Raw genomic sequence first — 21,952 nt, 5'->3', positions numbered from 1 at the left:
CGGCGACTGGTCACCCGTCCTCATCCCTGCGCCCGAGACCAGGCGCCGAGGGGAGACGAGATGACCAGGACCGTGGACCGGACGCGCGGCGGCGCCGCCGTGATCGTGCTGGCGGTGTCGCTGGCCGGCTGCGCGCCGGCGGCGGCCGACCAGCCCGCCGCCGCGCCGCCCGGACCGCCCGCCGCCACACCGGCCGTGACGACGCCGGCGGCGGCACCCGTCCGCCCCCGGCCGGCACCGATCGGCTATCCCGCCCACGGCGGCGGCGGTTGGCGGTTCGCCGCCGCCGAGCCGGCGACCTCCGGGGGTACGGGCCGGCTGCTGCGCTACCGGGTGGCGGTGGAACGGGACGTGACCGGTCTGTCGGCGGCCGAGTTCGCTTCGCAGGTCACCGCCATTCTCACCGGATCGGGTGGCTGGACCACCGACGGACAGCTCACCCTGCGCCGGGTCGGCGCACGCGGGCCCGCCGACTTCACCGTCCACCTCGCCACCCCGGGTACGCGCGACGACCTGTGCGGGGACGGGCCGGACGGGTACACGTCCTGCCGTAACGGGAGCCGGGTGGTGGTGAACGTGGCCCGCTGGGTGCGTGGCGCACCCGCCTACGGCAGCGACCTCGCCGCGTACCGGCGGTACGTGGTCAACCACGAGGTCGGTCACCGCCTGGGCCACGGGCACGAACGCTGCCCGGGGCGGGGCCGTCCGGCGCCGGTGATGCAGCAGCAGACGCTCGGCCTGCACGGGTGCACCCCGAACCCGCTGCCGTTCCTGCGTGGCGAGCGGTACGCGGGACCGTCCGGCGCGTACGCCGACCGGGTGCCCCCGCCCGAGGGCGGCCGGCCGGGCTGACCGGCGGGCGCCCCGCGCATCGCCCGGCCAGGGGGCCGGGCAGCGGCCGGGCGATGCGGGGTGGTCCCATTCGGGGCTCAAAACAGCGTGGCCGGGCCGACCGGCTCCGGTTCCGGCAGCGGCGCGAGGCCGGGCACCCGCGCGCGGACCTGGTCGTGGAAGCGGCGGGCCAGCTCGGGGGCGTCCGCGTTGTCCGGCGTGTGCACGAACACGGTCGGTGAGCGGCCCTCGCGCAGCCAGCCGGTGACCACGTCCAGCCACGGTTGCCAGCCCTCGACGGTCTGGGCCGGGTCGTCGCGGCCCAGGTAGCGCACGATCGGCCGGTCGGTCAGCGCCCGGGTACGCAGCGGGAGGCGCGGTTTGCGCGTCCACGCCTCCCGTTCCGCGTCGCTCGTCGGCGGCGTGCGGAAGAACGCCGTGGTGTCGAACGGGATCCACTCGGCGCCGGCCCGGTGCAGCGTCGCCTCCAGCGCGCGTACCGCACCGGGCTCGGTGAAGAAGGCGCTGTGGCGGACCTCGACGGCGTACCTGTGGGTGGTGGGCAGTGTGCGCAGGAACCGGTCGAGGTCGGGCACGTCGCCGGGGCCGAACGAGCCGGGCAACTGGATCCAGAGCGTGTCCGCCCGGGGGCCCAGCGGCTCGATCGCGTGCAGGAACGCCCGCAGTTCCACCTCGCCGCCGGTGAGCCGGCGCTCGTGGGTGACCACCTTCGGCAGCTTCGGCAGGAAACGGAAGCCCGGGTCGGTCTGCTCGGCCCAGGACGCCACCGTCTCCCGGGCCGGGGTCGCGTAGAACGTGGTGTTGCCCTCCACCGCGTCGCACCACCCGGCGTACGCGCGCAGCCGCTCGTGCGCGGGCAGCGGGTGCGGCAGGAAACGGCCGGACCAGGACCTGTGTGTCCACATGGCGCAGCCGACGTGCAGGCGCGCCCCGGTCACCGGTAGGGCCAGTTCGTCGATCCGCCGCGCAGCCGCGCCTCCCGGTTCCACTTGCGGGTGAGGTACAGCGCGAGGCAGCCGAGACCGGCGAACACCGGCGCGAGCAGCATGAGCAGCAGTCCGGTACCGAGCCGGAAACCGTCACTCTTGATGCCCTTGGCGGTGGTCAGCGCGAACGTCTCCGCACCGTCACCGGTGCAGCTCACGAAGTCGGTGTCCATCCAGGTGACCCCGCCGGTGACCAGCACCGGCGTGAACCGGCGCGGGTCACCGCGGTCGCGCATCACCGCCGCGGTCCCCTCGGGCCGGGCCCCGGTCAGCTCCCTGCTCCGCTGCTCGCCGGTGGAGTAGACCCGGCTCTTCGTGGTGCACCGGACGGTGGCCGGGTCCACTGTGGCCGGGGTGGCGAGGATCAGGATGTTGCCGGGACGTACGCCGGTGTCACTGACCTTGATCTCCGCGCCGGGAGCGAACTCGGCGTCGGCGGAGAAGGCCGACGCGGCCGCGAACGGGCCCGTCTGGGTCAGCAGCGCGAGGCCGAGGAACCCGGCCAGCAGGAATCCGCCCGCGCCGACGAAGATCCACATGGCGACCACGGCGCGGAAGCGCTGCACGAGCGGGTTCACTGGACGCGGTCCATGTCGCAGGCGCCGTCGACGACCTGCCCGGGGTCGGAGGAGTACGCGCTGTACTTGGCGTCCGGCACGGACAGCTGCACGCAGAGCGCCGACGCGTCGTTGTTCGTGACGAACGTGACGACGCCGACGCCGTCGTAGTCCCCGATCGGCAGATCGCTCACGCCCCGGGGGAACCGCCCGGTGTCCTGCTTGATCGACACGGCGTCGCTCATCGCGTCCCGGAGGTAGGTCTCGGGATCGGTGCCGGCGTCCCCGCCGCAGGAGGCGACCGAGAGCGCCAGTGTCGCCAGCGCCGCCACCGGGCCGGTCCTTCTCCGTCGCATCCGTCCTCCTCGCGCGCCTCACGTCGGCGGGCCCGGCTACCGTGGGCCCGCCCGCTTGCCGCGCCCACGGTAGCCGGGCCGGTCAGACGCCTCGGATCGGGTCGAGGTCACCAGTTGCGCCGGACCGGCCCGGCGCGGGGTCACGGGCGTTCCACCCGCACCGGGTCGCCGCGCACGAGGTCGTCGTGGACCCGCCAGCGGGCGTCGGCGCCGGCCCGGCGGGCCGCCTCGTCGGCGGCGGCGATCCGCTGCCGCAGCAGCTCGACGGCGATGCGCCGGTTGAGGTGCAGGTGCCGTTCGGTGTCCACCACCACGGTCCGGCCCGACGGGCGGTGCGTGGCCCGTACGGCGGTGCTCGCCTTGTTGCGGTGCTGACCGCCGGGCCCGCCGGTGCGGCACGGCACGAACTCGACGTCGGCCTCGTGAAACGGCGTGACCACCACGTCGGTCCGGCAGGACTGCGCGGTGACGTACCAGTTCTTGCGGCCGTGACCCGTCCGGTACGGGCTGGGCGCCTGCCAGCAGAGCGTGCCGGTCCACCCGGCCGCGAACGCCTCCGCCCCGGCGCCGGTGATCAACAGGAGCACCGACCGGTAGGTGCCCGTCCGGTCGCCGGGCACCGTCTCGACCCGCTCGCTACGCAGGCCCCGCCGGGCCGCCTCGCCCTCCAGGCGGGACAGCAGCCGGGCCAGCGCCCACGCGCACTCGGCGGGCCCGCGCCCGGCGGACAGCAGCAGCGCGGTCACCGGCGGCCCTTCCGGCGCTCGTCGCGGCGGCCCACGTCCGGCGTCTTGTAGGTGACAAGCGGAACCGTCGTGGTGACGGGCGTGGCGAGGTCGTGCGCCACCAGGTCGCCGATCACCTGCTCGATGCGCTTGTAGGCGGTGGGCGCCTCCTCGAACAGCAACTGCCGGTCGCCGCACACCACTACCGAGCCCACAGGCGTACGCCGCAGTTCCTCGACGGTGTGCTTGACCCGGCCCCGGCGCAGCGCGTCGGCGCGGGACATCTTGCGCCCGGCGCCGTGCGCCACCGAGTAGCCGGCGTCCGCCCCGGCGTGCGCGGCCACCAGGTAGGAGGGCGTGCCCCGGGTGCCGGCGATCAGCACGTCCCGGCCGTCGCCCGGGGCCGCGCCTTTGCGGTGCAGGTAGCGCCCGTCGCGGATCTCGACGAGGTTGTGGCACTGGTCGACGACCGGCTCGGTGGGTTCCGCGCCGAGGGCGTACGCCACCCGCGCGGCCAGCAGCCGCCGGTTGAGCGAACCCCACCGCACCGCGGCGTCGTGCCGGGCCAGGTAGGCGTCCGGGTCGGGCGCGGGACCGGCGCCGTGCGCCTCGGTGTGCTCGCGCAGGATCCGCTCGCCCAGCCCGCGTGACCCGGAGTGGACCACGAGCACCAGGTCACCGGCCTCCAGCCCGAGCCGCGCGGCGTGCTCCGCCGCGAGGATCGGCCCGACGCGGGCCAGCTCGACGAAGTGGTTGCCGCGCCCGACAGTGCCGAGCCCGTCGAGGTGACCAGCCGGCACGTCATCGTCCAGCACCGACCAGGCCGGGTCGTCGGCGTCCCGGTCCGGGTCGAGTGCCCGGTCCAGGTCGGGGAACCGGGCCGCGAGCCGTTCCGGCACGGCCCGGCGCAGCGCGATCGGGAACACCGCGATGCCGCACCCGATGTCGGAGCCGACCAGGAACGGGTAGAGCACAGTCGAGGACATCGCGGCGCCGATCGGCGCGCCCTTGCCGGGGTGCAGGTCGGGCATGGCGGCGACATGCGCCATGCCGTCCAGGGCGGCGACCTGACGGCACTGGTCGAGCGCGGCGGACTCGATCCAGCTGCCGGGGGAGGAGAAGACGGAGACGGTGGCGGGCACGACGGCCCGCCCGGAGGGGTACGCGGACACAGACGCTCGTTTCTGCGGAAGAAGAGAGGCGGGAACGGCAGGCGGCGAGGGCCTGCGAGCTGGGTGCGGTCCGTCAGAACGTCATGCGCCCAGCCTCGCGGAGGCGGCACCGGGGCGGCAACCGACTTTCGGCCCGCGACGCGTTCGCGTCGACATCGCCGCACCCGCTCCATAGACTCCGGTCGTTCTGGTACCACGAGTCCAGGGAGGACCACCGTGTCGAGCGAAACCCGAACGCACGCTGCCTTACCCCTGCTGGCCCGCCTCGCCGGGGTGAGCGTTGCCGCCGCGACGATCGTCGCCGCCGCAGGTGTCGCCGCGACCGCCGCGCCGCCGGCCGATCCCGCGCCCACGAAGGGGCCGTGCGCGTACACGCCCACGCCGGACGAGCCGGCCGCCCGTCCGGTGCCGCTGCCGCCGGACCCGCGCCGGACGCCGGACCGGGGCACCGTGCGGGTAACGCTGCGCACCAACCAGGGGCCGATCGGGCTGACGCTGGACCGCGAACAGGCGCCGTGCACCGTGCAGAGCTTCCTGCACCTGGTCCGCAAGCGCTTCTACGACCGGACGCCCTGCCACCGGCTCACCGCGTACCCGACGCTGACAGTGCTCCAGTGCGGCGACCCGTCCGGCACCGGCGAGGGCGGCCCGGGCTACCGGTACCGCGACGAGCTGCCCACCGACCTGCCGCCCGCGCCGACCGACCCGACGGGCGTACGCCGCCTGTACGCGCGGGGCACCCTCGCCATGGCCAACGCCGGCCCGGACACCAACGGCAGCCAGTTCTTCCTGGTCCAGGCCGACTCGGCGCTGCGCCCCAACTACACCGTGTTCGGCCAGGTCGACGCGGCCGGGCTGGCCACGCTGGACCGGATCTCGGCCGGCGGCATCGCGCCCACGCCGGAGGACCCGGCTCCGGTCGACGGCGCCCCGGCGGTGCCGGTGGAGATCTGCCGCGCCAAGCAGGGGCGCTGACGCGACGGCCCGGCGGGACGGCCGTCCAGGCCGCCCGCCGGGCCCGCGCCGTCGCCGGTAACCTGCGGCGATGACGCATGAGCGGGAGATCACCGAGCCGGTCGACCTGTGCCGCCCGGACGGGCGGCTGAACCCGGACGCGGTCGGCTGGAGCCGCCGGCCGCTGCACCGGGCGAACCTGCGCGGCTGGGGCCGGGCCAAGCGGTGGGAGCACTGGGGCGTGGTCACCCCGACGCACATCCTCGGCCTGGTCGCGTCGTCGCTTGACTACGCCGGGGTGCAGAGCCTCTACCTGCTCGACCGGGCCACCGGGCGGGAGACCACTGCGGAGGCGGTGGTGCCGCTGGCCCGGGGCACCGCGTTGCCGCCGGTCAGCGGCGCCGGACCGGTCCGGGCCCGGGGCGGGAAGCTCACCATCGCCGTCGACCAGGGCCCGGACGGCAGTACGGTGCGAGCCACCGCGCCCGGCATCGAGGTGGACCTGACAGTGCCGCTGCCGCCGGGGCACCAGTCACTGGGCGTGGTGGTGCCGTGGAGCAGCCGGCGGTTCCAGTACACGGTCAAGGACATCGGGCGGCCGGTGCACGGCACGATCACCGTGGACGGCACCGCCTATCCGGTGGGGGAGGGGTCGTACGCGGCGCTCGACCACGGCCGGGGCAAGTGGCGGTACGCGGTGCGGTGGAACTGGGCGGCAGGCAGCGGCCCGGGCCGGGCGATCCAGCTCGGCGGGAAGTGGACCGACGGCACCGGCTCGACCGAGAACGCGGTCTTCGTGGACGGGCGGCTGCACAAGATCGGCGCGGACCTGACCTGGGCGTACGACAGGACCGACTGGCTGCGGCCGTGGCGGATCACCGGCGACCGGGTCGACGTCACGTTCCACCCGTTCCACGAGCGGGTGGCGCGTACCAATCTGCTCGTGCTGGCCGGGGAGACGCACCAGTGTTTCGGGCACTTCACCGGCTGGGCGGCGACCGACGACGGCGAGCGCGTGGACCTCGACGGCCTGGTCGGCTGGGCCGAGGAGGCCCGCAACCGCTGGTGACGTCACCCGGGGCGGACAGCGAGGTGGGGCGGTCCCGTCCGGGACCGCCCCACGCACGACTCGGGATCAGGCCACCGAGGCCGGGAACCGCTCCCAGACCCGGTGCGCCGCCATCAGCCGCTGCACCTCGGCGAGCACCTCGGCGCCGGAGCCGCCGGTCACCACGCCCGGCGTGCCGGTGACACCGGCCTGGTTCAGCACCTCTGCGCCCGCGCCCCAGGCGCCGATCACCTTGGCGTGCCGCCAGGCCTCCTCGACCAGCAGCAACACCCGCGGGTCGACGGTCAGGGAGCCCGAAGCGCCGGCCTTGGCGTCGCGGGCCGGCAGCGCGTCCGGCGCCGGGGCCGGTGCGCCGGCCAGCAGCACCGCGTCGAACTCGACCGAGCGGCCGGTGGCGAACGTGCGCTGCACCGGCAGCCCGTCGACGGTGCCGCCGTGCGCGGCGATCAGCAGCGGCACCATGCCGGCGGCGAACACCTCCCGGCGTACCTCGTGCACGTCGCCCAGGTCGGCCTGGGCGTCGACGACGATGCCGACCATCCGGCCGTCGGCCGGCCACTCCCGGCCCACCTGGGACAGCGCCGGGCTGGGCTGCACCTCCGCGAGCGGCACCGTGGGCTGCGGCACGGGCAGGCCCAGGCCGATCGCCACCTGCTCGCACAGAACCGGGTCGACGTTTGCCAGGCACTGGAGCTGCCGCTCCTTGATCGCCTGGTGGTAGCACTTGCCCAGCTCGAACGTGTACGCCCGGATGATGTGCTCCTTCTCCACCGGCGACATGCTCTGCCAGAACAGGCGTACCTGGCTGTAGTGGTCGTCGAAGGAGGCCGGCGCGGCGCGTACCTTCGGCGCCTCGGCCACAGTCACCGGCGTGTCCACGAACGCGTGCTCGCGGTCGCCGGCCGGGAACGGGTTGCCGCCGTCGAGCGAGTTCGGCCGGTACGGCGCCACACCGGCGTGCACCGCGTGCTGGTGGAAGCCGTCACGCAGCATGTCGTTGACGTCGGCGTGCGGCCGGTTGATCGGGATCTGGGTGAAGTTCGGCCCGCCCAGGCGGGTGAGCTGCGTGTCCACGTACGAGAAGAGGCGGCCCTGCAACAGCGGGTCGTTCGTCACGTCGATGCCCGGCGGCAGGTGCCCGACGTGGAACGCCACCTGCTCGACCTCGGCGAAGAAGTTGCGCGGCGTCTTGTTCAGGGTGAGCTTGCCGATCGGCTGCACCGGCGCCAGCTCCTCCGGCACGATCTTCGTCGGGTCGAGCAGGTCGATCCCGGCGAACGTCTCCTCCGGCGTGTCCGGGAAGACCTGGATGCCCAGCTCCCACTCCGGGTACGCGCCGGCCTCGATCGCGTCGTACAGGTCGCGGCGGTGGTAGTCGGGGTCGAGGCCGCCGATGAGCTGCGCCTCCTCCCAGGTCAGGGAGTGCACGCCGAGCTTCGGCTTCCAGTGGAACTTGACCAGCACCGTCGCGCCGGCCTCGTCGACCATGCGGAACGTGTGCACGCCGAAGCCCTCCATGGTCCGGTAGGACCGCGGGATGCCCCGGTCGGACATGTTCCAGATGGTGTGGTGCTGCGCCTCGGTGTGCAGCGAGACGAAGTCCCAGAACGTGTCGTGCGCGCTCTGCGCCTGCGGGATCTCCCGATCCGGGTGCGGCTTGCCGGCGTGGATGACGTCCGGAAACTTGATCGCGTCCTGGATGAAGAACACCGGCATGTTGTTGCCGACCAGGTCGAACGTGCCCTCGTCGGTGTAGAACTTGGTGGCGAAGCCGCGGGTGTCGCGGACCGTGTCCGCCGAGCCGCGCGAACCCAGCACTGTGGAGAAGCGGACAAAGACCGGCGTCTCGCGGCCCTTCTTCAGGAACCCGGCCCGGGTCACCTCCTCGGCGGCGCCGTACGCCACGAACGTGCCGTGCGCGCCCGCGCCCCGGGCGTGCACCACCCGCTCCGGGATCCGCTCGTGGTCGAAGTGGGTGATCTTCTCCCGCAGGTGGTGGTCCTGGAGCAGGACCGGACCGCGCGGACCGGCCTTGAGCGAGTGGTCCGTGTCCCGCAGCCGGGCCCCGTTGGCCGTGGTGAGGTACGCGCCCTGCTGCCCCTTGGCGATCTTCGGCACCCCGGTCTCGGCGCCGGTCGGGGTCCGGGTGTCCGGCGCGCCCTGCTCGGCCTTGGGCGGCAGCGGCCCGTGCGGGGTGGTCGGCTCCTCCAGCGGTGGTGGCGCGCTGCCGGGGGCGCCCGGCACGTCCGGAGTCAGCGCGTCGCCGACCTTCTCGACGGCGGCTTCGACGACACCCTTGACGATCTGGGCGGGCTTGCTGGATTCCATCAGGACCTGTCCTCCTACGGCTAAATGTCCAGGCCCCTTCCGCCGTACCCCAGGTCAGGGCGGGCAAACCGGAACAATCGCAGGATCGCTGGTCAGGGTAGGTGCGGCACGGCCACGGCGGTGAGCAGCAGCCCGCCGGAGGCCAGCCAGCGTCCGTCCAGCACCTCCAGCGGGGGCCCACCGTCGGCGCGGGTGCCGTCGACCAGGATCCGGACGGTGAACCGGCCGGACCGGTCGAACGTCAGCTCCGCCTCCTCGAACCCGAGCCAGCGCCCGGTCAGCGGATACCACGCCTTGTAGACCGACTCCTTGGCGCTGAACAGCAGCCGGTCCCAGTGCGTCGCCGGGTCGGCGGCGCGCAGCGCGGCCAGCCGCTCCGGCTCGCCCGCCGTGAGGACCGCGCCGGCCACCCCGTCGGGCAGCGGCTCGTGCGGTTCCGCGTCGATGCCCAGCCCGGCCAGCGCGCCGGACGGGGCCACCGCCGCCGCCCGGTAACCGGAGCAGTGGGTGATGCTGCCCACCACCCCGGCCGGCCACACCGGCTCCCGCCGGGGACCGGGACGGATCGGCGCCGGGGCGTACCCCAGGCGGGCCAGCGCCTCCCGCGCGCAGCGGCGGGCCGTGACGAACTCCTGGCGGCGGCCGGACACCGCGCGCGCGATCAGGTCCTCCTCACCCGGGTACGGCGCCTCGCCCGGCACGTCGGTGAACGCCTCGACGGCCAGCGCCCCGGCCGGCAGCAACGCCTCGATCATCCGAGGATCCGCTTCATCGGCGCCGGCTCGCCACCGCGCCGCCGCCACTCACGTGGGTAGCCCAGCGACACCTCCTCGAACCGCACCCCGTCGTAGTGCGTGGTGCGCGGGATGTGCAGGTGGCCGTAGACCGCGACGGCGGCGCGGTGGCGCACGTGCCAGTCGGCGGTGCGGTCGGTGCCGCACCACTGGGCGAACTCGGGGAACCAGAGCACGTCGGTGGGCTGGCGTACCAGCGGCCAGTGGCTGACCAGCACGGTGGGCAGCGCCGGGTCGGTGGCCTCCAGCCGCCGCCGGGTCGCCTCCAGCCGCGCCCAGCACCAGGACTCCCGGTCCGGGTACGGGTCGGGGTGCAGCAGCATCTCGTCGGTGCACACCACGCCCGCGTCGTACGCCTTGCGCAGCGACTCCTCCTTGGTGCCGGTGCCGGGGGCGCGGAACGAGTAGTCGTAGAGCAGGAACAGCGGCGCCACGGTGACCGGCCCGTCCGCGCCCCGCCAGACCGGGTAGTCGTCCTCCGGGGTCAGCACGCCCAGCTCGCGACACATCGCCACGAGCGCGTCGTAGCGGGCCACGCCGCGCAACGTCACCGGGTCGTTCGGGTGGGTCCACAGCTCGTGGTTGCCCGGCGCCCACACCACAGTGGCGAACCGGTCGCGCAGCAGCCGCAGCGTCCGCTCGATGTCGGCGAAGACCTCGCCGACGTCGCCGGCCACGATCAGCCAGTCGTCCGCCGTCTCCGGCCGCAGGCCGTCCACCACCGCGCGGTTCTCCGCGTACGACACGTGGAGGTCACTGACCGCGTACAGCCCACCCGTCACCCGGCCGATCTTGCCAGTGGCGCCGCCGGATGACCAGGCTCGCCGGCCGAGGTGTCAGCCGACCTTCGCGGTCACCTCGTCGAGTGCGCGCAGCACCTCCCGGGTCACGCCCGGCTCGGCGGCGGAGTGCCCGGCGTCGGGCACGATCCGCAGTGTCGCCTCCGGCCAGCGCCGGGCCAGGTCGTACGCGGTGACCGGCGGGCAGCACAGGTCGTAGCGGCCATTGACGATCACGGCGGGCAGGTGCCGGATCCGGTCCACGCCGTCGAGCAACTGGCCCTCGGCGAGGAAGCCGCCGTGCACCGCGTAGTGCGACAGGATCCGGGCCACCGGCAGCGCCTGGTCGTCGGCGGTGAAGTGGGCGAGCAGCTCGGGGTCGGGCCGCAGCGAGGAGTTGACCGCCTCCCACCGCCCCCAGGCCCGCGCGTACTCCCGGGCCCGCGTCTCGTCCGGGCCGTGCAACCGCCCGTGGTACGCGGCCAGCACGTCGCCGCGCTCGGCGGGCGGGATCGGCGCGACGAACCGCTCCCACTCCTCGGGCTGGAGGTGACGCAGCCCGCCCTGGTAGAACCAGTCGCGTTCGCTGCGCCGCAGCAGCAGCACGCCGCGCAGGACCAGGCCGGTCACCCGCTCCGGGTGCGTCTGGGCGTACGCCAGGCCGAGCGTGGTGCCCCACGACCCGCCGAACACCAGCCAGGAGCCGACGCCCAGCCGTTGCCGGATGATCTCCAGGTCGGCCACCAGGTGCCAGGTGGTGTTGGCGCGCACCTCGCCGTGCGGGGTGCTGCGGCCGGCGCCACGCTGGTCGAACAGCACGGCCCGGTGACGGGCGGGGTCGAAGAACCGGCGGGCCGCCGGCACCAGGCCGCCGCCGGGGCCACCGTGCAGGAACACCACGGGTACGCCGTCCGGCCGCCCGACCTCCTCCACGTACAGGACGTGGCCGTCACCGACCGGTATGCGGTGGGTGGCGTACGGCTCGACGGGTGGGTGCAGGCCGGTCATGCCCGGTCATTGTGCCCGTCGCGGGCGCCCCGGGTGGCCCCGGTCAGCAGGCGACGTTGCCGCCGAGGTTGTCCAGCAGCGCGTCGGCGACCCAGCCGGAGACGCCTGTGGTGACGTCGCGCAGGTAGGTCCACGTGTAGGTGGTGTGGCCGTTCGCGCTGACCCGGTCGCCGCTGGCGAAGCAGTGGAAGTCGACGGTGTGGCTGAGCTGGCCGTAACCCAGGGAGGCGCAGGTGGTGTGCGGGCCGGTCCGGATGTTGACGTTCGTGGCGTTGAAGAGCTGGCCGAACTTGCTGTCCACGTTGGAGTGCGAGTGGCTGCATCCGGCGCTCGCCGGTGCGGCCGTGCCGGCCACCGCGGCGCACGCCGAGGTGACGGTAAGGACGACGGCGGCACCGATGGAGGAGATTTTCCGCATACCCGTCAACTCCCGCAGAAGGATCTAGATGTACCGGCGGATCGATCCAAATATTTGCATAGAGCAAGGTCGATGAGCAAGGTGCGTGCCGCCGCGCCCGCACCCGGACCGGCGGCACGCGTCGCTCAGGCGGTGGCCGGTACGCCGTTGTCCGTACCGCTGGTCTCCGCCTCGGACGCCCCGCGCGGAGCCGGCGTGCGGACCGCGAACGCGTCGAAGCTCGGGCCGTCCAGCCGCTCGACGAACGGCTCCACGGCCGGCGGCTCCGACCGGTCCCGCTCGACCCCGTCCGGCTCGGCCCGCCCGTCCGAGGCCCGGGGCGCCGCCTCGGCCGGGACCGGGGCCGCCGGCCGCGCCGGCACCTGCGGGTACTCGGCGGTCTCGCCGCCGCCCGCCGCGGCGGCCATGACCGCCGCCGCGGCCAGATCGGCGACCCGCTTGGCCTCCCGCTGCACCCGGGCCCGGGTCTCCTTGGCGTGCTGCTCGGCCAGGTCCGCCGCGCGCCGCGCCTCGTCGAGCCGCTTGCTCTCCGCGCTCAGCTCCCGGCGTACGCCGACCAGCCGCTCCTCCAGCTCCCCGCCGGTGCGCTCGATGGCGGCGATCTCCCGGCGGGTGTCCTCCAGTTGCCGGGAGGCCGTCTCCAGCTCCGCCTTGAGCTGGGTCAGCGACTCCTGACGCTGCTGGATGTCCCGCTGCACACCGGCGAGCTGCTCCTGGTGCGCCGCGGTCTCCTCGTCGGCCCGCTCGCGGACCTCGGTGGCGTACTGCTGCGCCTCGGCGACCAGCGCGGCGATGTCCTTCTCCGCGGCGGCGGCCCGGTCGGCCAGCTCCTGCTCGGCGGCGGCCCGCCGCTCGTCCAGCTCCTTGGCCATGGTGGCCTGCCACTGGGCCAGCTCCTGCTGGGCCTTGCTGCGGTTGGCCTGGACCTCCTGCTGGATCTGCGTCCGCGCGGCCTTCACCAGCGCCTCGGACGCCGACCGCGCCTGCTCGACCTGCTGGGCGCTCTGCTCGCTGATCCGCTTCGCCTCCTGCTGGGCCCGGTCGTGCACGGCCTGGCCCTCGACGCGCAGCTTCTCCGCCAGCTCCCGCACCGCGGTCAGCTCCGCCTGCGCGACGGTCCGCCGTTCCTCGTCCACCCGCTCCTGCTCGGCCCGGCGGGCGGCCAGCTCCTCGTCCAGCTCACGCCGCTCCCGGGCGGCCTGCTCCTGCGCCGCGACGAGCAGCTTCTCCGCCTGGCCCTGGACCTCCTCCGCGCGCCGGGTGGCCACCTCGGTGATCTGGCCGGCCTGCTTCTCCGCCAGGTCCAGGATCTGGTCCACCATCGGGCCCAGGTCGCGGAAGGACGCCCGGTCCACCGGCGCCGGACGGTCGCGCAGCTCCCCCGCCTCGGCCTGCGCCCGCTGCACCTGCGCGGTCAGGTCACGCACCTGCGCGTACGCCCGGTCCCGTGCGGCGGTCAGCGCGCTCACCTCGGCGTCGACCTGCTCGACGTACCGATCCACCTGACGTTTGTCGTAGCCGCGCAACGCGGGATCGAATCGCGGTCGCGCGGACAGGTCGTCGTGGGGTGCGAACGGCTCGGCACCGTTTGACATGCGCCATCCTCCGTCGGTTCGCCAGCGCCAGGCCGGCGGATGACCGCCCCGCAGGGCACGATGAGGCGCTACGGTACCGCGTCCGCGCGCGGGGCTCGCCCCGCCCCGCCCCCTGCCCGCCGACCGGCGGCGCGGTCAGACCGGGAAGTGCGGGTTCCCCGCCGTCAGGCGGATGGTGAAGCCCTCCGCGTCCCTGTGGTACGTCACGTGGTCGCAACTCTGGTGGCTGATCCACAGCCCCAGCCCGCCGTCGGAACCGTCGCCGGCCGGCAACAGCCCGGCGTACGGGTCCTTGGGGCCGGTACCTCGATCGTGGACGGTCACCACGATCCGGTCCGGCGCGCGCCACAGCCGCAGGCACACCGGCGGCTCGCCGTGGCGCAGCGCGTTGCTCACCACCTCGCTGACGGCGATGACCAGGCCGTCGAGACCGTCGGGCGGCAGCAGGCCACGGTCGGCCGCGCGCACCTCGGCGCGGGCGCGGGCCGGCGTCGGATCGGTCAGCTCGACCAGCGGCGCGCTCCGCTGCACCGGATCCGCCGGCGCCGGACGGAACTCGGTCAGGTAACTCGTCGGCTCGGTGTAGAGACCGGCCGCCTCGTGCCCGCCGTCCGGCCGCGCCACCAGGGGATGGGTACGCGCCACATCGGCGAGCACGTGCGCGGGCGTGCTCCGGCGGTCGTAGGCGCAGATGCCCCAGAGCGGGAAGTCGTCGTAGGCGTGGTTGATCGCCGACTCGTAGCGGGCCCACCAGTCCCAGGTCGCGCCGAGCAGCACCGGAGGCAGCTCGCCGACCATCCGGATCTGCGCCGCCCCCGCCGCCACGTACGACGCGAGCAGTTCCCGGTAGGAGCGCAGCGCGACGCTGGGCCGGGCGTAGAGGTCGCCGACCGGCAGGAACGTGACCTCGGTGCCCGGCGGCAGCGCCCGGCGCACCAGCTCGGCGTTGCGCTCGTCCAGGTTCACCGCCGTCGGCTCGCCGGCCGCGATCCCGTCCAGCAGGAACGGCAGCGCCACCGTCAGCAGCTCCTCGTCGGAGTCGTAGACGAACGCCTCGTGGAAGTAGCCCACGTGGCCGGAGGCCGCGCCGCTCCTCATCGGACCACCTCCACCCGTACCTCGGACAGGCCGAGCAGGTCGGCCAGCCGCGCGGGGGCCCGGCTCGGCGTGCGCAGCACCGCTACGGCGTCGTGCCGGCGGGCGTGGTCGCGCAGGTGCAGCAGGCTGCGGTGGTCGACGAAGCGCAGGTCGGCGGCGTCGAAGACGACCCGGCCCGCCACCGGGTGCGGGTCGGCCCGCTCCAGCGCGGCGGCGAAGTCCACGTGGTTGGACGGGTCCAGCTCGCCGGCCAGCGCCACCGTCGAGTCCCCGCCGCCTGCGTGCAGCCGGAACAGCACGTCGGCGTTCGTCTGCGGGTGCAGACAGGCCAGCTCGGCGATCGCCGAGGCGCCCAGTTGCCGGCGGTCGTAGGCGCAGACCGCCGACATCGGCCGGTGCCGCATCCAGTGGTCGATCCGGTGCTCGTAGCGGGCGAAGGCGTCCCGCTGGGCGGGGGTGCGGACCAGGCTGGTCGCCTCGGCCAGCACCCGCAGGCCGGTGTGCCCGGCGGCCAGCGCCTCGTTGGTGGCCCGCACGTACGCCCGGACCTGCCGGTCGGGGTCGACGATCTCGTCGTGCCGGTACGCCTCGCCGACCGGGACCAGCCGCAGCGCGTCCCGCCGGCGCGCGGCCTCGACCCCCGGCACCGAGGCCAGCCAGCCGGTGACAGTGGCGCGATCCTCCGGCCAGACCACCCAGACCTGCTCACCGGCGGCCAGACCGGCGCTCACCTGCTCGACCGCCAGCGCGCGTAGCGCGGCCGGGTCGTCGTAGGCGAGGCAACCGTGGGTGTAGCCCGGGTACGACACGCCCCCGCTGGTCACCGACTCCGCCCCATGGGCCCAGTCTATGCCCAGCCCAGCGGGGGCCCGCGCCAGGTGTTGCCCGCTGGGCCGGGGCGGCGTCAGGGCAGGGGGTGGGAGATGTCGCGGGCGTGGTCGGCCACCGCCGCGCCGACCACCGTCGCGGTCAGCGGCAGCACCTCCAGGCACCGGCGCACCGCCGCGCCCATCAGCGGGTTCGGCACGCGCATGGACAGCGTGCAGTGCGGCACCCAGCGGCCCGGCCGGTAGTGCTCCACGACCTCGACGCCGGCCCGCGCCAGCCGCTCGTGCACGGCGGCGTGGTGCGCCAGCAGCTCGGCCGTCGGCGCCGGCCCGAGCCAGAGCACCCGCCCGACGAACTGCCCGGCGTGCTGGAACTCCAGCCGCAGCGGCGCGGCCACCACGGTTCCGGACAGCGCCTCGGCCACGCGGTGCGGGTCCAGGCGGGGCGCGACGGCCAGCGAGACGTGCGGTCGGTGCCGCTGCGCCAGCAGGGACCGCATGCTCGGCACCCCGTCGGACTCCAGCAGGTCCCACAGCACCCGGATGCGCCGGGTGGCGTCGGTGTCCAGATACAGCTCCAGCGCCGCGACCACGCGCTCACCCTAGATGCGGGGCCCGCGCCGAGGTTTGCCGGGCACGCTGGGCGGTACTGCCCGGGGGACGACAGCGAACGGCAGGGGGGTGAGGGACGCGTGGACGCGACGGACGTGCTGACCGAGGCGTACGGGCGGCTGCCCGATCTGGTCGCCGGGGCGCTCGACGGGCTCGACGCGGCCCAGCTGCGGCGGGCGCCGGCCGACGGGGCGAACCCGGTCGGCTGGCTGGTGTGGCACCTGACCCGGATCCAGGACGACCACGTCGCCGACGTGATGGGTGAGCCGCAGCTCTGGGCCACCGGCGACTGGGCGGCGCGGTGCGGCCTGCCGCCCGACCCGGCCGACACCGGCTACGGGCACGGCCCGGAGCAGATCGCCGCGGTACGCCCGGAGGACGGCGGCGTGCTGCTGGGCTACCACCGGGCAGTGGTGGACCGGAGCCTCGGATACCTGCGCGGGCTGCGCCCGGCCGACCTGGACCGGGTGGTCGACGAGAACTGGGATCCGCCAGTGACGCTCGGGGTGCGGCTGGTGAGCGTGCTCGACGACGATCTCCAGCACGTCGGTCAGGCCGCGTACGTGCGAGGGCTCATCCTGCGCTGAGCGCGGCGCTGTCCCGTCTCACCCGGTCCGGGTGAGTTCGCCTCACCCGGAGAGCGGGGAGGCTGCGGGACGGGCGGCGCCGGCCGCGACCACCGACGAGGAGGGCCCGATGAGCGTCTCGGTCGTGGAACACCTGACCCGGGGGACCGCCGGCCGGCACCCGGAGCTGCCCGAGACCACCTCCGGCACCATCCGCCTGGACCTGCGCGACGACGGCACCACCGAGCACTGGTACCTGACCGTCGACCGGCAGGACGTCCGGGTGGACCGCCTGGCCGAGGAGGCGGACCTGGTGGTCGGCGCGGACCGGGAGGTGTTCGACCAGCTCGCGGCGGGCCGCCTGCACCCGTTCGCCGCGATGCTGCGCAACGACCTCGTCGCGCGGGGCGAATTCAAGCTGCTGATGACGCTGCGCCGGATCTTCCCCGGCCCGCCGGACGCCCGGGATCCCGGCGCCGCGGACGGCGGGCGGACGGCGGTCCGATGAGGCAGGAGCTGGTCCACGTCCTCGCCGGTAACGCCTTCGCGTTGAGCGACGCGCAGGGTGACATGGAACGCGACCCGTGTGCCCCGATCGGCCTGTTCTCGTTCGACACCCGGTTCCTGTCCCACTGGGTGCTCACCGTCGACGGGGAACGGCTGCACGCGCTCTCCCGCGACGACCTGACCTACTTCGAGACCCGCTTCGTGCTGGTGCCCGGCGCGGCCAGCCACTACGTGGACGCCGACGTCTCGGTGATCCGGCACCGCTCGATCGACGAGGCGTACCACGAGAGCCTCACGGTGTTGAACCACTCGGCCGAACCCGCCGAGTACACGGTGCGGATGGAGATGGCGGCCGACTTCGCCGACACCTCCGAGATCCTGCGCCCCGGCCCGCGCCGCCCGACAGTCATCACCGACCCGGACGGGCGGCGACTGCGGATCCGGTACGAGCGCGGGCGGTTCGCCCGGGAGACGTGCGTCTCCAGCACCGCCCCGGCGGAGGTCGACCCGCGCGGGATGACCTTCCGGATCCGCGTCGAGCCGCAGGGGAAGTGGCACGTCGACCTGCACGTCGCCATGGTCATCCAGGGCGCCGGGGGGCGGGACCTGCGGGCCGGCATCGAGTCGCACCGGCAGCACGTCCGGCAGGACATGCGTGACGACCTCGGGCGGTGGCTGGACCGGGCGCCGCACCTGGTCGCCGACCGGCCCGCGCTCACCGCCGTGTACCGGCAGGCGCTGACCGATCTGGCCGCCCTGCGCTACATGCCGCTGGCCTACACCGAACGGGTGCCGGTCGGCGGGATGCCCTGGGCGATGACGCTGTACGGGCGCGACGCGCTGATCACCTGCCTGCAGACGCTTCCGTTCACGCCCGAACTCGCCCCGGGCACCCTGCACCTGCTGGCCATGTTGCAGGGTGGCCGGCTCGACGACCGGCACGAGGAGGAGCCCGGGAAGATCGTCGCCGAGTTGCGGTACGGCGAGGCGGCCGCGTTCGACGAGCAGCCCACCGCTGTCTACTACGGCGCCGCCGACACCACGCCGCTGTTCGTGATCCTGCTCGACGAGTACGAGCGCTGGACCGGCGACACCGACCTGGTGCACGAGCTGCGGCACCCGGCCCGGATGGCGCTGGACTGGCTGACCCGGTACGCCGACCAGTGCGGCGACGGCTACCTGCGTTACCGGCCGCGCAACACCGACAGCGGGGTCGCCAACCAGACCTGGCGCAACACGCCCTCAGCCGTCGTCGACCGGCACGGCGTGGAGCCGCCGTACCCGCGCGCCACATCTGAGCTCCAGGGGTACGCGTACGACGCGCGGATCCGGGGCGCGCGTCTGGCCCGGGAGTTCTGGGGCGACCCGGGCTACGCCGAGCGCCTGGAGGCCGACGCGGCGCGGCTGCGGGAGCGGTTCGATCGCGACTTCTGGCTGCCGCAGCGGGGCTACTACGCGCTGGCGCTGACCCCGGACGGCGAGCCGGTCGACGCGCTCACCTCACATCTGGGGCACCTGCTGTGGAGCGGCATCGTGGCGCCGGAGCGGGCCGACGCGGTGGCCGGGCACCTGTGCGGGCCGGACCTGTTCTCCGGCTGGGGCGTGCGCACCTACGCGCAGGGGCAGCGGCCGTACAACCCGGTCGGCGCGCACCTCGGCGCCGTCTGGCCCTGGGACAACGCGATGGTCGCGGCGGGCCTGCGGCGGTACGGCTACGACGAGGAGGCGGCCGACATCGCCGCGGGTGTGTTCGCGATCGCGGAGACGCTCGGCGGCTCGGTCCCGGAGGCGATCGCCGGCTATCCCCGTGCGGTGACCAAGTACCCGGTCCAGTTGCCGGAGGCCGGGCGGCCGCAGTCGTGGGCGTCGGGCGCGCTGCTGATGCTGTTGTCGACCATGCTGGGGTTGCGCCCGTGCGGGGAGAACCTGCTGGTGAACCCGGCCGTCCCGGCGGGTTTCGGGCGTATCGAGTTGCTCGACGTGCCGGGCCGCTGGGGGCGGGCCGACTCGTACGGCCGGGAACGCGGCGCGGGGCGGCGGATGCGCGCGGGCCTGCCGGCCGCCTGACCGGGGTGCCGCTCAGCCCGTGCCGCTGGTCTCCCGCTCGGTCACCGCTGGCGCCGGCTCCGCCGCTTCGGCACGGCCGGCCCGGGCGAGCAGCCGGTCCACGCCCACCAACAGCAGGCCCAGCAGCCAGAACACCGCGGCGAACCCGGCCGCGCTGACCGCCACCCCGTCGTAGCCAAGCTCGCCCGCGTCGATGAACGGGTACGGGTAGCTGTCCACGATCAGGCCGCGTACCAGCGCGAACCCCAGGTACCCGACCGGGAACGCCAGCCACCAGGCGGCGTGCCGGGGGCGCAGCCGGCCGCGCCTGTCGAACAGCGCCCAGTCGGCGACCGCCAGCAGCGGCACCACCGTGTGCAGCAACTGGTTGCCCCACCACTCGCCCGGTTGCCGGTCCGGCTGGGTCATGGCGAACGGGCTGGCCGGATTCGCCAGCACCAGGTGGTAGACGGTGCCGGTGATGGTGATGTAGAGGGTCACCGCTGCCTTGAGGACACTCGGTGGCTCCGGCTGGTCGCGCAGCGCACGCCAGGCGGCGTACCCGGCGAGGAGGCCGGCCGCCACGTTGCTCTGGATGGTGAAGTACGGCAGCAGCCCGGTCACCGTGGCGGGGCCCAGGGCGGTGAGCACGACGCCGGCCAGCACGGCGAGCACCACTGCGAGGCGGAGGAGGATCGCCGGTAGGCGACGCCGGGGGGTCACCGGGGCAAGTTATCAGCCGGTACGCCGCCCGGGCCGGGTGCCGGCGGGCGGGCCGGCGTGCTCGGGGACGTCCATCCGCGGCGGCCCGCCGGACGGATGCCCCGCAGGCGCGGACCTGCCGCCGCCCCGTGTGCCGGCCCGGCCCGGCGGATCGTCGCCGGCGAGCAGCCCGGCGCAGTAGTCCGGCACGCGGTCGCGGCCCCCGGCGGCGGCGACGAGGTCGGTGAAGGCGGGCGCGGCCAGGGCGCGGCCCCGTTCCTTCTCGGCCAGGGCCCGGTACGCGACGCACAGGCCGGACGGTGCGGACGGCTGCGGGGTCCGGGGCGCCGGCGTGCCGGCCGGTGGGCCCGGACGGGCCGGCGGCGTGGGCGGCGCGGGCACGCCCGGCGGCACCGGCGGGCGTGCGGCGGGCCGCGGGTCACCGGTCGCGGCGATCGCGACGCCGCTGGTGAGGCACGCGGCGAGCGCGGACACGGCCACCCGGGCGGCGAGCCGGACGCGGCGGCGGCGACGCACCCGACGGGCCGCGTGGAACGCCGCGACCGCTGCCGCCTCGCCGTCGAGTTCGCCCGGGCCGGGCGCGGCCCGGACCGCGGCCAGCACGGCGACCAGGCCCGGGGGAGCGGACGGCGCGTCGCCGGAACGGCCGGCGAGCAACCGCTCGACGGTTTCCTGGTCCAGACCGGATGCGTCCATCTCGTCACCCTCAGCGCCGTCACCCGGCCGGGTGTCACACTCCGTACGCCGCGGACGCGGTGAGGCCGTTCACCCGCCCCCGGTCACGGCGGGTCAGGCATCTCCGGTTGCCGATGTCCGACGGTAGCGGTGAACTGAACTACATGGGTGTCATCAAGGTGGGCACGTCCTCGTGGGCGGACCAGATGCTGATCCGCTCCGGCTGGTATCCGCGCGGGGTCAACACCCCCGCCGGCCGGCTGGGCTGGTATGCCGAGCGGTTCGGACTGGTCGAGGTGGACACGTCGTACTACGCGGTGCCGGTGCCGGAGACCACGGCGGGGTGGGCGGCCGCCACCCCGGACGGGTTCACCTTCGACGTCAAGGCGTTCCGCCTTTTCACCGGCCACCACACGCCGGTCGACGCGCTGCCCCGCGACCTGCGTCCGGCGGGCGGCCCGAGCCGGATCCGCTGGCGCGACCTGCCCGCCGGGGCGTACGACGAGTTGTGGGACCGGTTCCACGCGGCGCTGGCGCCGCTCGCGGCGGCCGACCGGCTCGGCGCCGTGCTGTTGCAGTTCCCGCCGTGGCTGGCGCGGAGCGAGGCGGCCCGGCGGCGGATCCTGGACGCCGCGCGGCGCTGCCGTCCCTGGCCGGTCACCGTCGAGCTGCGGCACTCGTCGTGGTTCGACGGGGACGCGATGGCCGACACCGTGACGTTCCTGCGCGAACACGACCTCGGGTACGCCTGCGTGGACATGCCGCAGGGGCACGTCTCCTCGGTGCCGCCGGTCCTGGTCGCCACCACCGACCTGGCCGTGATCCGGTTCCACGGGCACAGCACCGCCTGGGAGAGCGGGGACAAGCAGGAGCGGTTCCGCTACGCGTACGGCGAGCGGGAGCTGCGGCACTGGTCGGTGCTGCTGCGCGAGCTGGCCGACCAGTGCGCCGAGCTGCACGTTCTGATGAACAACTGCTGCGGCGACCAGGCCCAGCGCGACGCCGCCCGCCTGGCCGACCTGCTCGGCGTCGCGCCCGCCGCCGCGCGCGCCTGACGTTTCCCCGGCCGTCGTCCGGGTACCGCCGGGGGCATGGACGACCGCGAGGGGGGATCTGTGGAGAAGCGGCACGGCGAGGACGAGCGGGACCCGCGAGCGACCCGGGAGGCCGAGGAGGCGCACGGCGGCAGCATGGCGCCGGGCCTTGTCGACGACACCGGGCACCCGGTGGCCGAGTCACCGGTGCCGGACAACGAGCCGTCGGCGCCGGGCCGGCCGGGTGAGGACGGCACCGGCTCCTGAACTC

Annotated in this window: 24 protein-coding genes; 8 read left to right on the top strand and 16 right to left on the bottom strand. The window is 74.7% G+C overall.

All coding sequences use genetic code 11. The features are described 5' to 3' along the window. The first annotated feature begins 60 nt into the window (after positions 1–60). A complete protein-coding gene (locus ACGFIA_RS19435) occupies positions 61–852 on the top strand; it encodes a DUF3152 domain-containing protein (protein WP_357390418.1) in 792 nt (263 codons plus the stop codon). A 77-nt stretch (positions 853–929) separates the two neighbouring features. Here the strand turns inward: ACGFIA_RS19435 and ACGFIA_RS19430 are convergent, their stop codons facing one another. From ACGFIA_RS19430 to ACGFIA_RS19410, 5 genes are all read right to left on the bottom strand, one after another. After that, a complete protein-coding gene (locus ACGFIA_RS19430) occupies positions 930–1,757 on the bottom strand; it encodes a DUF72 domain-containing protein (protein WP_357390459.1) in 828 nt (275 codons plus the stop codon). Between the two features lie 29 nt (positions 1,758–1,786). After that, positions 1,787–2,416 (bottom strand): hypothetical protein, encoded by a 630-nt coding sequence (locus ACGFIA_RS19425; protein WP_357390420.1) that lies wholly within the window; start codon positions 2,414–2,416, stop codon positions 1,787–1,789. Next, positions 2,413–2,751: a hypothetical protein gene (locus ACGFIA_RS19420; protein ID WP_357390422.1), complete on the bottom strand. Its 339-nt coding sequence runs from the start codon at positions 2,749–2,751 to the stop codon at positions 2,413–2,415. The genes ACGFIA_RS19425 and ACGFIA_RS19420 overlap by 4 nt, the downstream gene beginning before the upstream one ends. 140 nt (positions 2,752–2,891) lie before the next feature. Further along, entirely contained in the window at positions 2,892–3,497 is a 606-nt protein-coding gene (gene prfH / locus ACGFIA_RS19415) for a peptide chain release factor H (protein ID WP_357390424.1), read from the bottom strand. Continuing rightward, on the bottom strand, positions 3,494–4,648 hold the full coding sequence (locus tag ACGFIA_RS19410; RefSeq protein ID WP_357390426.1) for an RNA ligase RtcB family protein: 1,155 nt from the start codon (positions 4,646–4,648) through the stop codon (positions 3,494–3,496). Before ACGFIA_RS19410 ends, prfH begins: the two co-directional genes overlap by 4 nt. Positions 4,649–4,864: 216 nt before the next feature. Between ACGFIA_RS19410 and ACGFIA_RS19405 the strand changes: the two genes are divergently transcribed. Beyond that, entirely contained in the window at positions 4,865–5,623 is a 759-nt protein-coding gene (locus tag ACGFIA_RS19405) for a peptidylprolyl isomerase (protein ID WP_194800849.1), read from the top strand. A 70-nt stretch (positions 5,624–5,693) separates the two neighbouring features. Then, positions 5,694–6,671: a DUF2804 domain-containing protein gene (locus tag ACGFIA_RS19400; RefSeq protein WP_393261221.1), complete on the top strand. Its 978-nt coding sequence runs from the start codon at positions 5,694–5,696 to the stop codon at positions 6,669–6,671. Between the two features lie 66 nt (positions 6,672–6,737). On the opposite strand, the gene ACGFIA_RS19395 is transcribed toward ACGFIA_RS19400, so the two are convergent. The 9 genes from ACGFIA_RS19395 to ACGFIA_RS19355 form a co-directional block, all read right to left on the bottom strand. Beyond that, positions 6,738–8,999, bottom strand: coding sequence for a catalase (locus ACGFIA_RS19395; protein ID WP_393261218.1), 2,262 nt, complete (start codon positions 8,997–8,999; stop codon positions 6,738–6,740). A gap of 92 nt (positions 9,000–9,091) precedes the next feature. Further along, the gene (locus ACGFIA_RS19390; RefSeq protein WP_357390433.1) at positions 9,092–9,754 is read right to left on the bottom strand and encodes a 4'-phosphopantetheinyl transferase superfamily protein; all 663 of its coding nucleotides are present in this window, start codon (positions 9,752–9,754) and stop codon (positions 9,092–9,094) included. Beyond that, complete coding sequence (locus ACGFIA_RS19385) at positions 9,751–10,575, bottom strand: metallophosphoesterase family protein (protein WP_393261214.1); 825 nt, start codon at positions 10,573–10,575, stop codon at positions 9,751–9,753. Before ACGFIA_RS19385 ends, ACGFIA_RS19390 begins: the two co-directional genes overlap by 4 nt. 54 nt (positions 10,576–10,629) lie before the next feature. Next, complete coding sequence (gene pip, locus ACGFIA_RS19380) at positions 10,630–11,580, bottom strand: prolyl aminopeptidase (RefSeq protein WP_357477355.1); 951 nt, start codon at positions 11,578–11,580, stop codon at positions 10,630–10,632. A gap of 43 nt (positions 11,581–11,623) precedes the next feature. Next, complete coding sequence (locus ACGFIA_RS19375) at positions 11,624–11,998, bottom strand: hypothetical protein (RefSeq protein ID WP_357390439.1); 375 nt, start codon at positions 11,996–11,998, stop codon at positions 11,624–11,626. Positions 11,999–12,123: 125 nt separating this feature from the next. Beyond that, positions 12,124–13,593: a hypothetical protein gene (locus tag ACGFIA_RS19370; protein ID WP_393261211.1), complete on the bottom strand. Its 1,470-nt coding sequence runs from the start codon at positions 13,591–13,593 to the stop codon at positions 12,124–12,126. 135 nt (positions 13,594–13,728) lie between these two features. After that, a complete protein-coding gene (locus tag ACGFIA_RS19365; protein WP_357390443.1) occupies positions 13,729–14,691 on the bottom strand; it encodes an anti-sigma factor RsbA family regulatory protein in 963 nt (320 codons plus the stop codon). Next, positions 14,688–15,515, bottom strand: coding sequence for an MEDS domain-containing protein (locus ACGFIA_RS19360; RefSeq protein WP_393261208.1), 828 nt, complete (start codon positions 15,513–15,515; stop codon positions 14,688–14,690). Before ACGFIA_RS19360 ends, ACGFIA_RS19365 begins: the two co-directional genes overlap by 4 nt. Before the next feature lie 80 nt (positions 15,516–15,595). Then, positions 15,596–16,111 (bottom strand): 2'-5' RNA ligase family protein, encoded by a 516-nt coding sequence (locus ACGFIA_RS19355; protein ID WP_357390447.1) that lies wholly within the window; start codon positions 16,109–16,111, stop codon positions 15,596–15,598. A 99-nt stretch (positions 16,112–16,210) separates the two neighbouring features. Here ACGFIA_RS19355 and ACGFIA_RS19350 point away from each other — a divergent pair, with 99 nt between their 5' ends. The 3 genes from ACGFIA_RS19350 (at position 16,211) to ACGFIA_RS19340 (ending at position 19,270) form a co-directional block, all read left to right on the top strand. Beyond that, positions 16,211–16,717 carry a DinB family protein gene (locus ACGFIA_RS19350; protein WP_357390449.1) on the top strand — a complete coding sequence of 169 codons (507 nt, stop codon included), beginning with the start codon at positions 16,211–16,213 and terminating at the stop codon, positions 16,715–16,717. Between the two features lie 109 nt (positions 16,718–16,826). Continuing rightward, on the top strand, positions 16,827–17,204 hold the full coding sequence (locus ACGFIA_RS19345) for an SCP2 sterol-binding domain-containing protein (protein WP_357390451.1): 378 nt from the start codon (positions 16,827–16,829) through the stop codon (positions 17,202–17,204). Further along, entirely contained in the window at positions 17,201–19,270 is a 2,070-nt protein-coding gene (locus ACGFIA_RS19340; RefSeq protein WP_393261204.1) for a glycogen debranching N-terminal domain-containing protein, read from the top strand. Before ACGFIA_RS19345 ends, ACGFIA_RS19340 begins: the two co-directional genes overlap by 4 nt. Positions 19,271–19,282: 12 nt before the next feature. On the opposite strand, the gene ACGFIA_RS19335 is transcribed toward ACGFIA_RS19340, so the two are convergent. Together ACGFIA_RS19335 and ACGFIA_RS19330 are read right to left on the bottom strand one after the other, a co-directional pair. Further along, a complete protein-coding gene (locus tag ACGFIA_RS19335) occupies positions 19,283–19,972 on the bottom strand; it encodes a Pr6Pr family membrane protein (protein WP_393261201.1) in 690 nt (229 codons plus the stop codon). A gap of 12 nt (positions 19,973–19,984) precedes the next feature. Beyond that, on the bottom strand, positions 19,985–20,668 hold the full coding sequence (locus ACGFIA_RS19330) for a hypothetical protein (RefSeq protein ID WP_393261199.1): 684 nt from the start codon (positions 20,666–20,668) through the stop codon (positions 19,985–19,987). 143 nt (positions 20,669–20,811) lie between these two features. Here ACGFIA_RS19330 and ACGFIA_RS19325 point away from each other — a divergent pair, with 143 nt between their 5' ends. After that, positions 20,812–21,702, top strand: a complete 891-nt coding sequence (locus ACGFIA_RS19325; protein WP_357477844.1) for a DUF72 domain-containing protein — start codon at positions 20,812–20,814, stop codon at positions 21,700–21,702. 36 nt (positions 21,703–21,738) lie between these two features. Continuing rightward, positions 21,739–21,948 (top strand): GTPase activator, encoded by a 210-nt coding sequence (locus tag ACGFIA_RS19320; protein ID WP_357390828.1) that lies wholly within the window; start codon positions 21,739–21,741, stop codon positions 21,946–21,948. The last annotated feature ends 4 nt before the right edge of the window (positions 21,949–21,952 follow it).

It is taken from the genome of Micromonospora sp. NPDC049203 (assembly GCF_043197215.1).
Lineage (GTDB): Bacteria > Actinomycetota > Actinomycetes > Mycobacteriales > Micromonosporaceae > Micromonospora.
Note: the sequence above shows the minus strand (reverse complement) of the source record. Positions and strands in the feature narration are given on the sequence as shown.

Coding starts and splice junctions, on each gene's coding strand:
- ACGFIA_RS19435 (WP_357390418.1), top strand. CDS start 61: ATGACCAGGACCGTGGACCGGACGCGCGGCGGCGCCGCCGTGATCGTG.
- ACGFIA_RS19430 (WP_357390459.1), bottom strand. CDS start 1,757: ATGTGGACACACAGGTCCTGGTCCGGCCGTTTCCTGCCGCACCCGCTG.
- ACGFIA_RS19420 (WP_357390422.1), bottom strand. CDS start 2,751: ATGCGACGGAGAAGGACCGGCCCGGTGGCGGCGCTGGCGACACTGGCG.
- ACGFIA_RS19400 (WP_393261221.1), top strand. CDS start 5,694: ATGACGCATGAGCGGGAGATCACCGAGCCGGTCGACCTGTGCCGCCCG.
- ACGFIA_RS19395 (WP_393261218.1), bottom strand. CDS start 8,999: ATGGAATCCAGCAAGCCCGCCCAGATCGTCAAGGGTGTCGTCGAAGCC.
- ACGFIA_RS19390 (WP_357390433.1), bottom strand. CDS start 9,754: ATGATCGAGGCGTTGCTGCCGGCCGGGGCGCTGGCCGTCGAGGCGTTC.
- pip (WP_357477355.1), bottom strand. CDS start 11,580: ATGACCGGCCTGCACCCACCCGTCGAGCCGTACGCCACCCACCGCATA.
- ACGFIA_RS19375 (WP_357390439.1), bottom strand. CDS start 11,998: ATGCGGAAAATCTCCTCCATCGGTGCCGCCGTCGTCCTTACCGTCACC.
- ACGFIA_RS19370 (WP_393261211.1), bottom strand. CDS start 13,593: ATGTCAAACGGTGCCGAGCCGTTCGCACCCCACGACGACCTGTCCGCG.
- ACGFIA_RS19365 (WP_357390443.1), bottom strand. CDS start 14,691: ATGAGGAGCGGCGCGGCCTCCGGCCACGTGGGCTACTTCCACGAGGCG.
- ACGFIA_RS19345 (WP_357390451.1), top strand. CDS start 16,827: ATGAGCGTCTCGGTCGTGGAACACCTGACCCGGGGGACCGCCGGCCGG.
- ACGFIA_RS19340 (WP_393261204.1), top strand. CDS start 17,201: ATGAGGCAGGAGCTGGTCCACGTCCTCGCCGGTAACGCCTTCGCGTTG.
- ACGFIA_RS19330 (WP_393261199.1), bottom strand. CDS start 20,668: ATGGACGCATCCGGTCTGGACCAGGAAACCGTCGAGCGGTTGCTCGCC.
- ACGFIA_RS19325 (WP_357477844.1), top strand. CDS start 20,812: ATGGGTGTCATCAAGGTGGGCACGTCCTCGTGGGCGGACCAGATGCTG.
- ACGFIA_RS19320 (WP_357390828.1), top strand. CDS start 21,739: ATGGACGACCGCGAGGGGGGATCTGTGGAGAAGCGGCACGGCGAGGAC.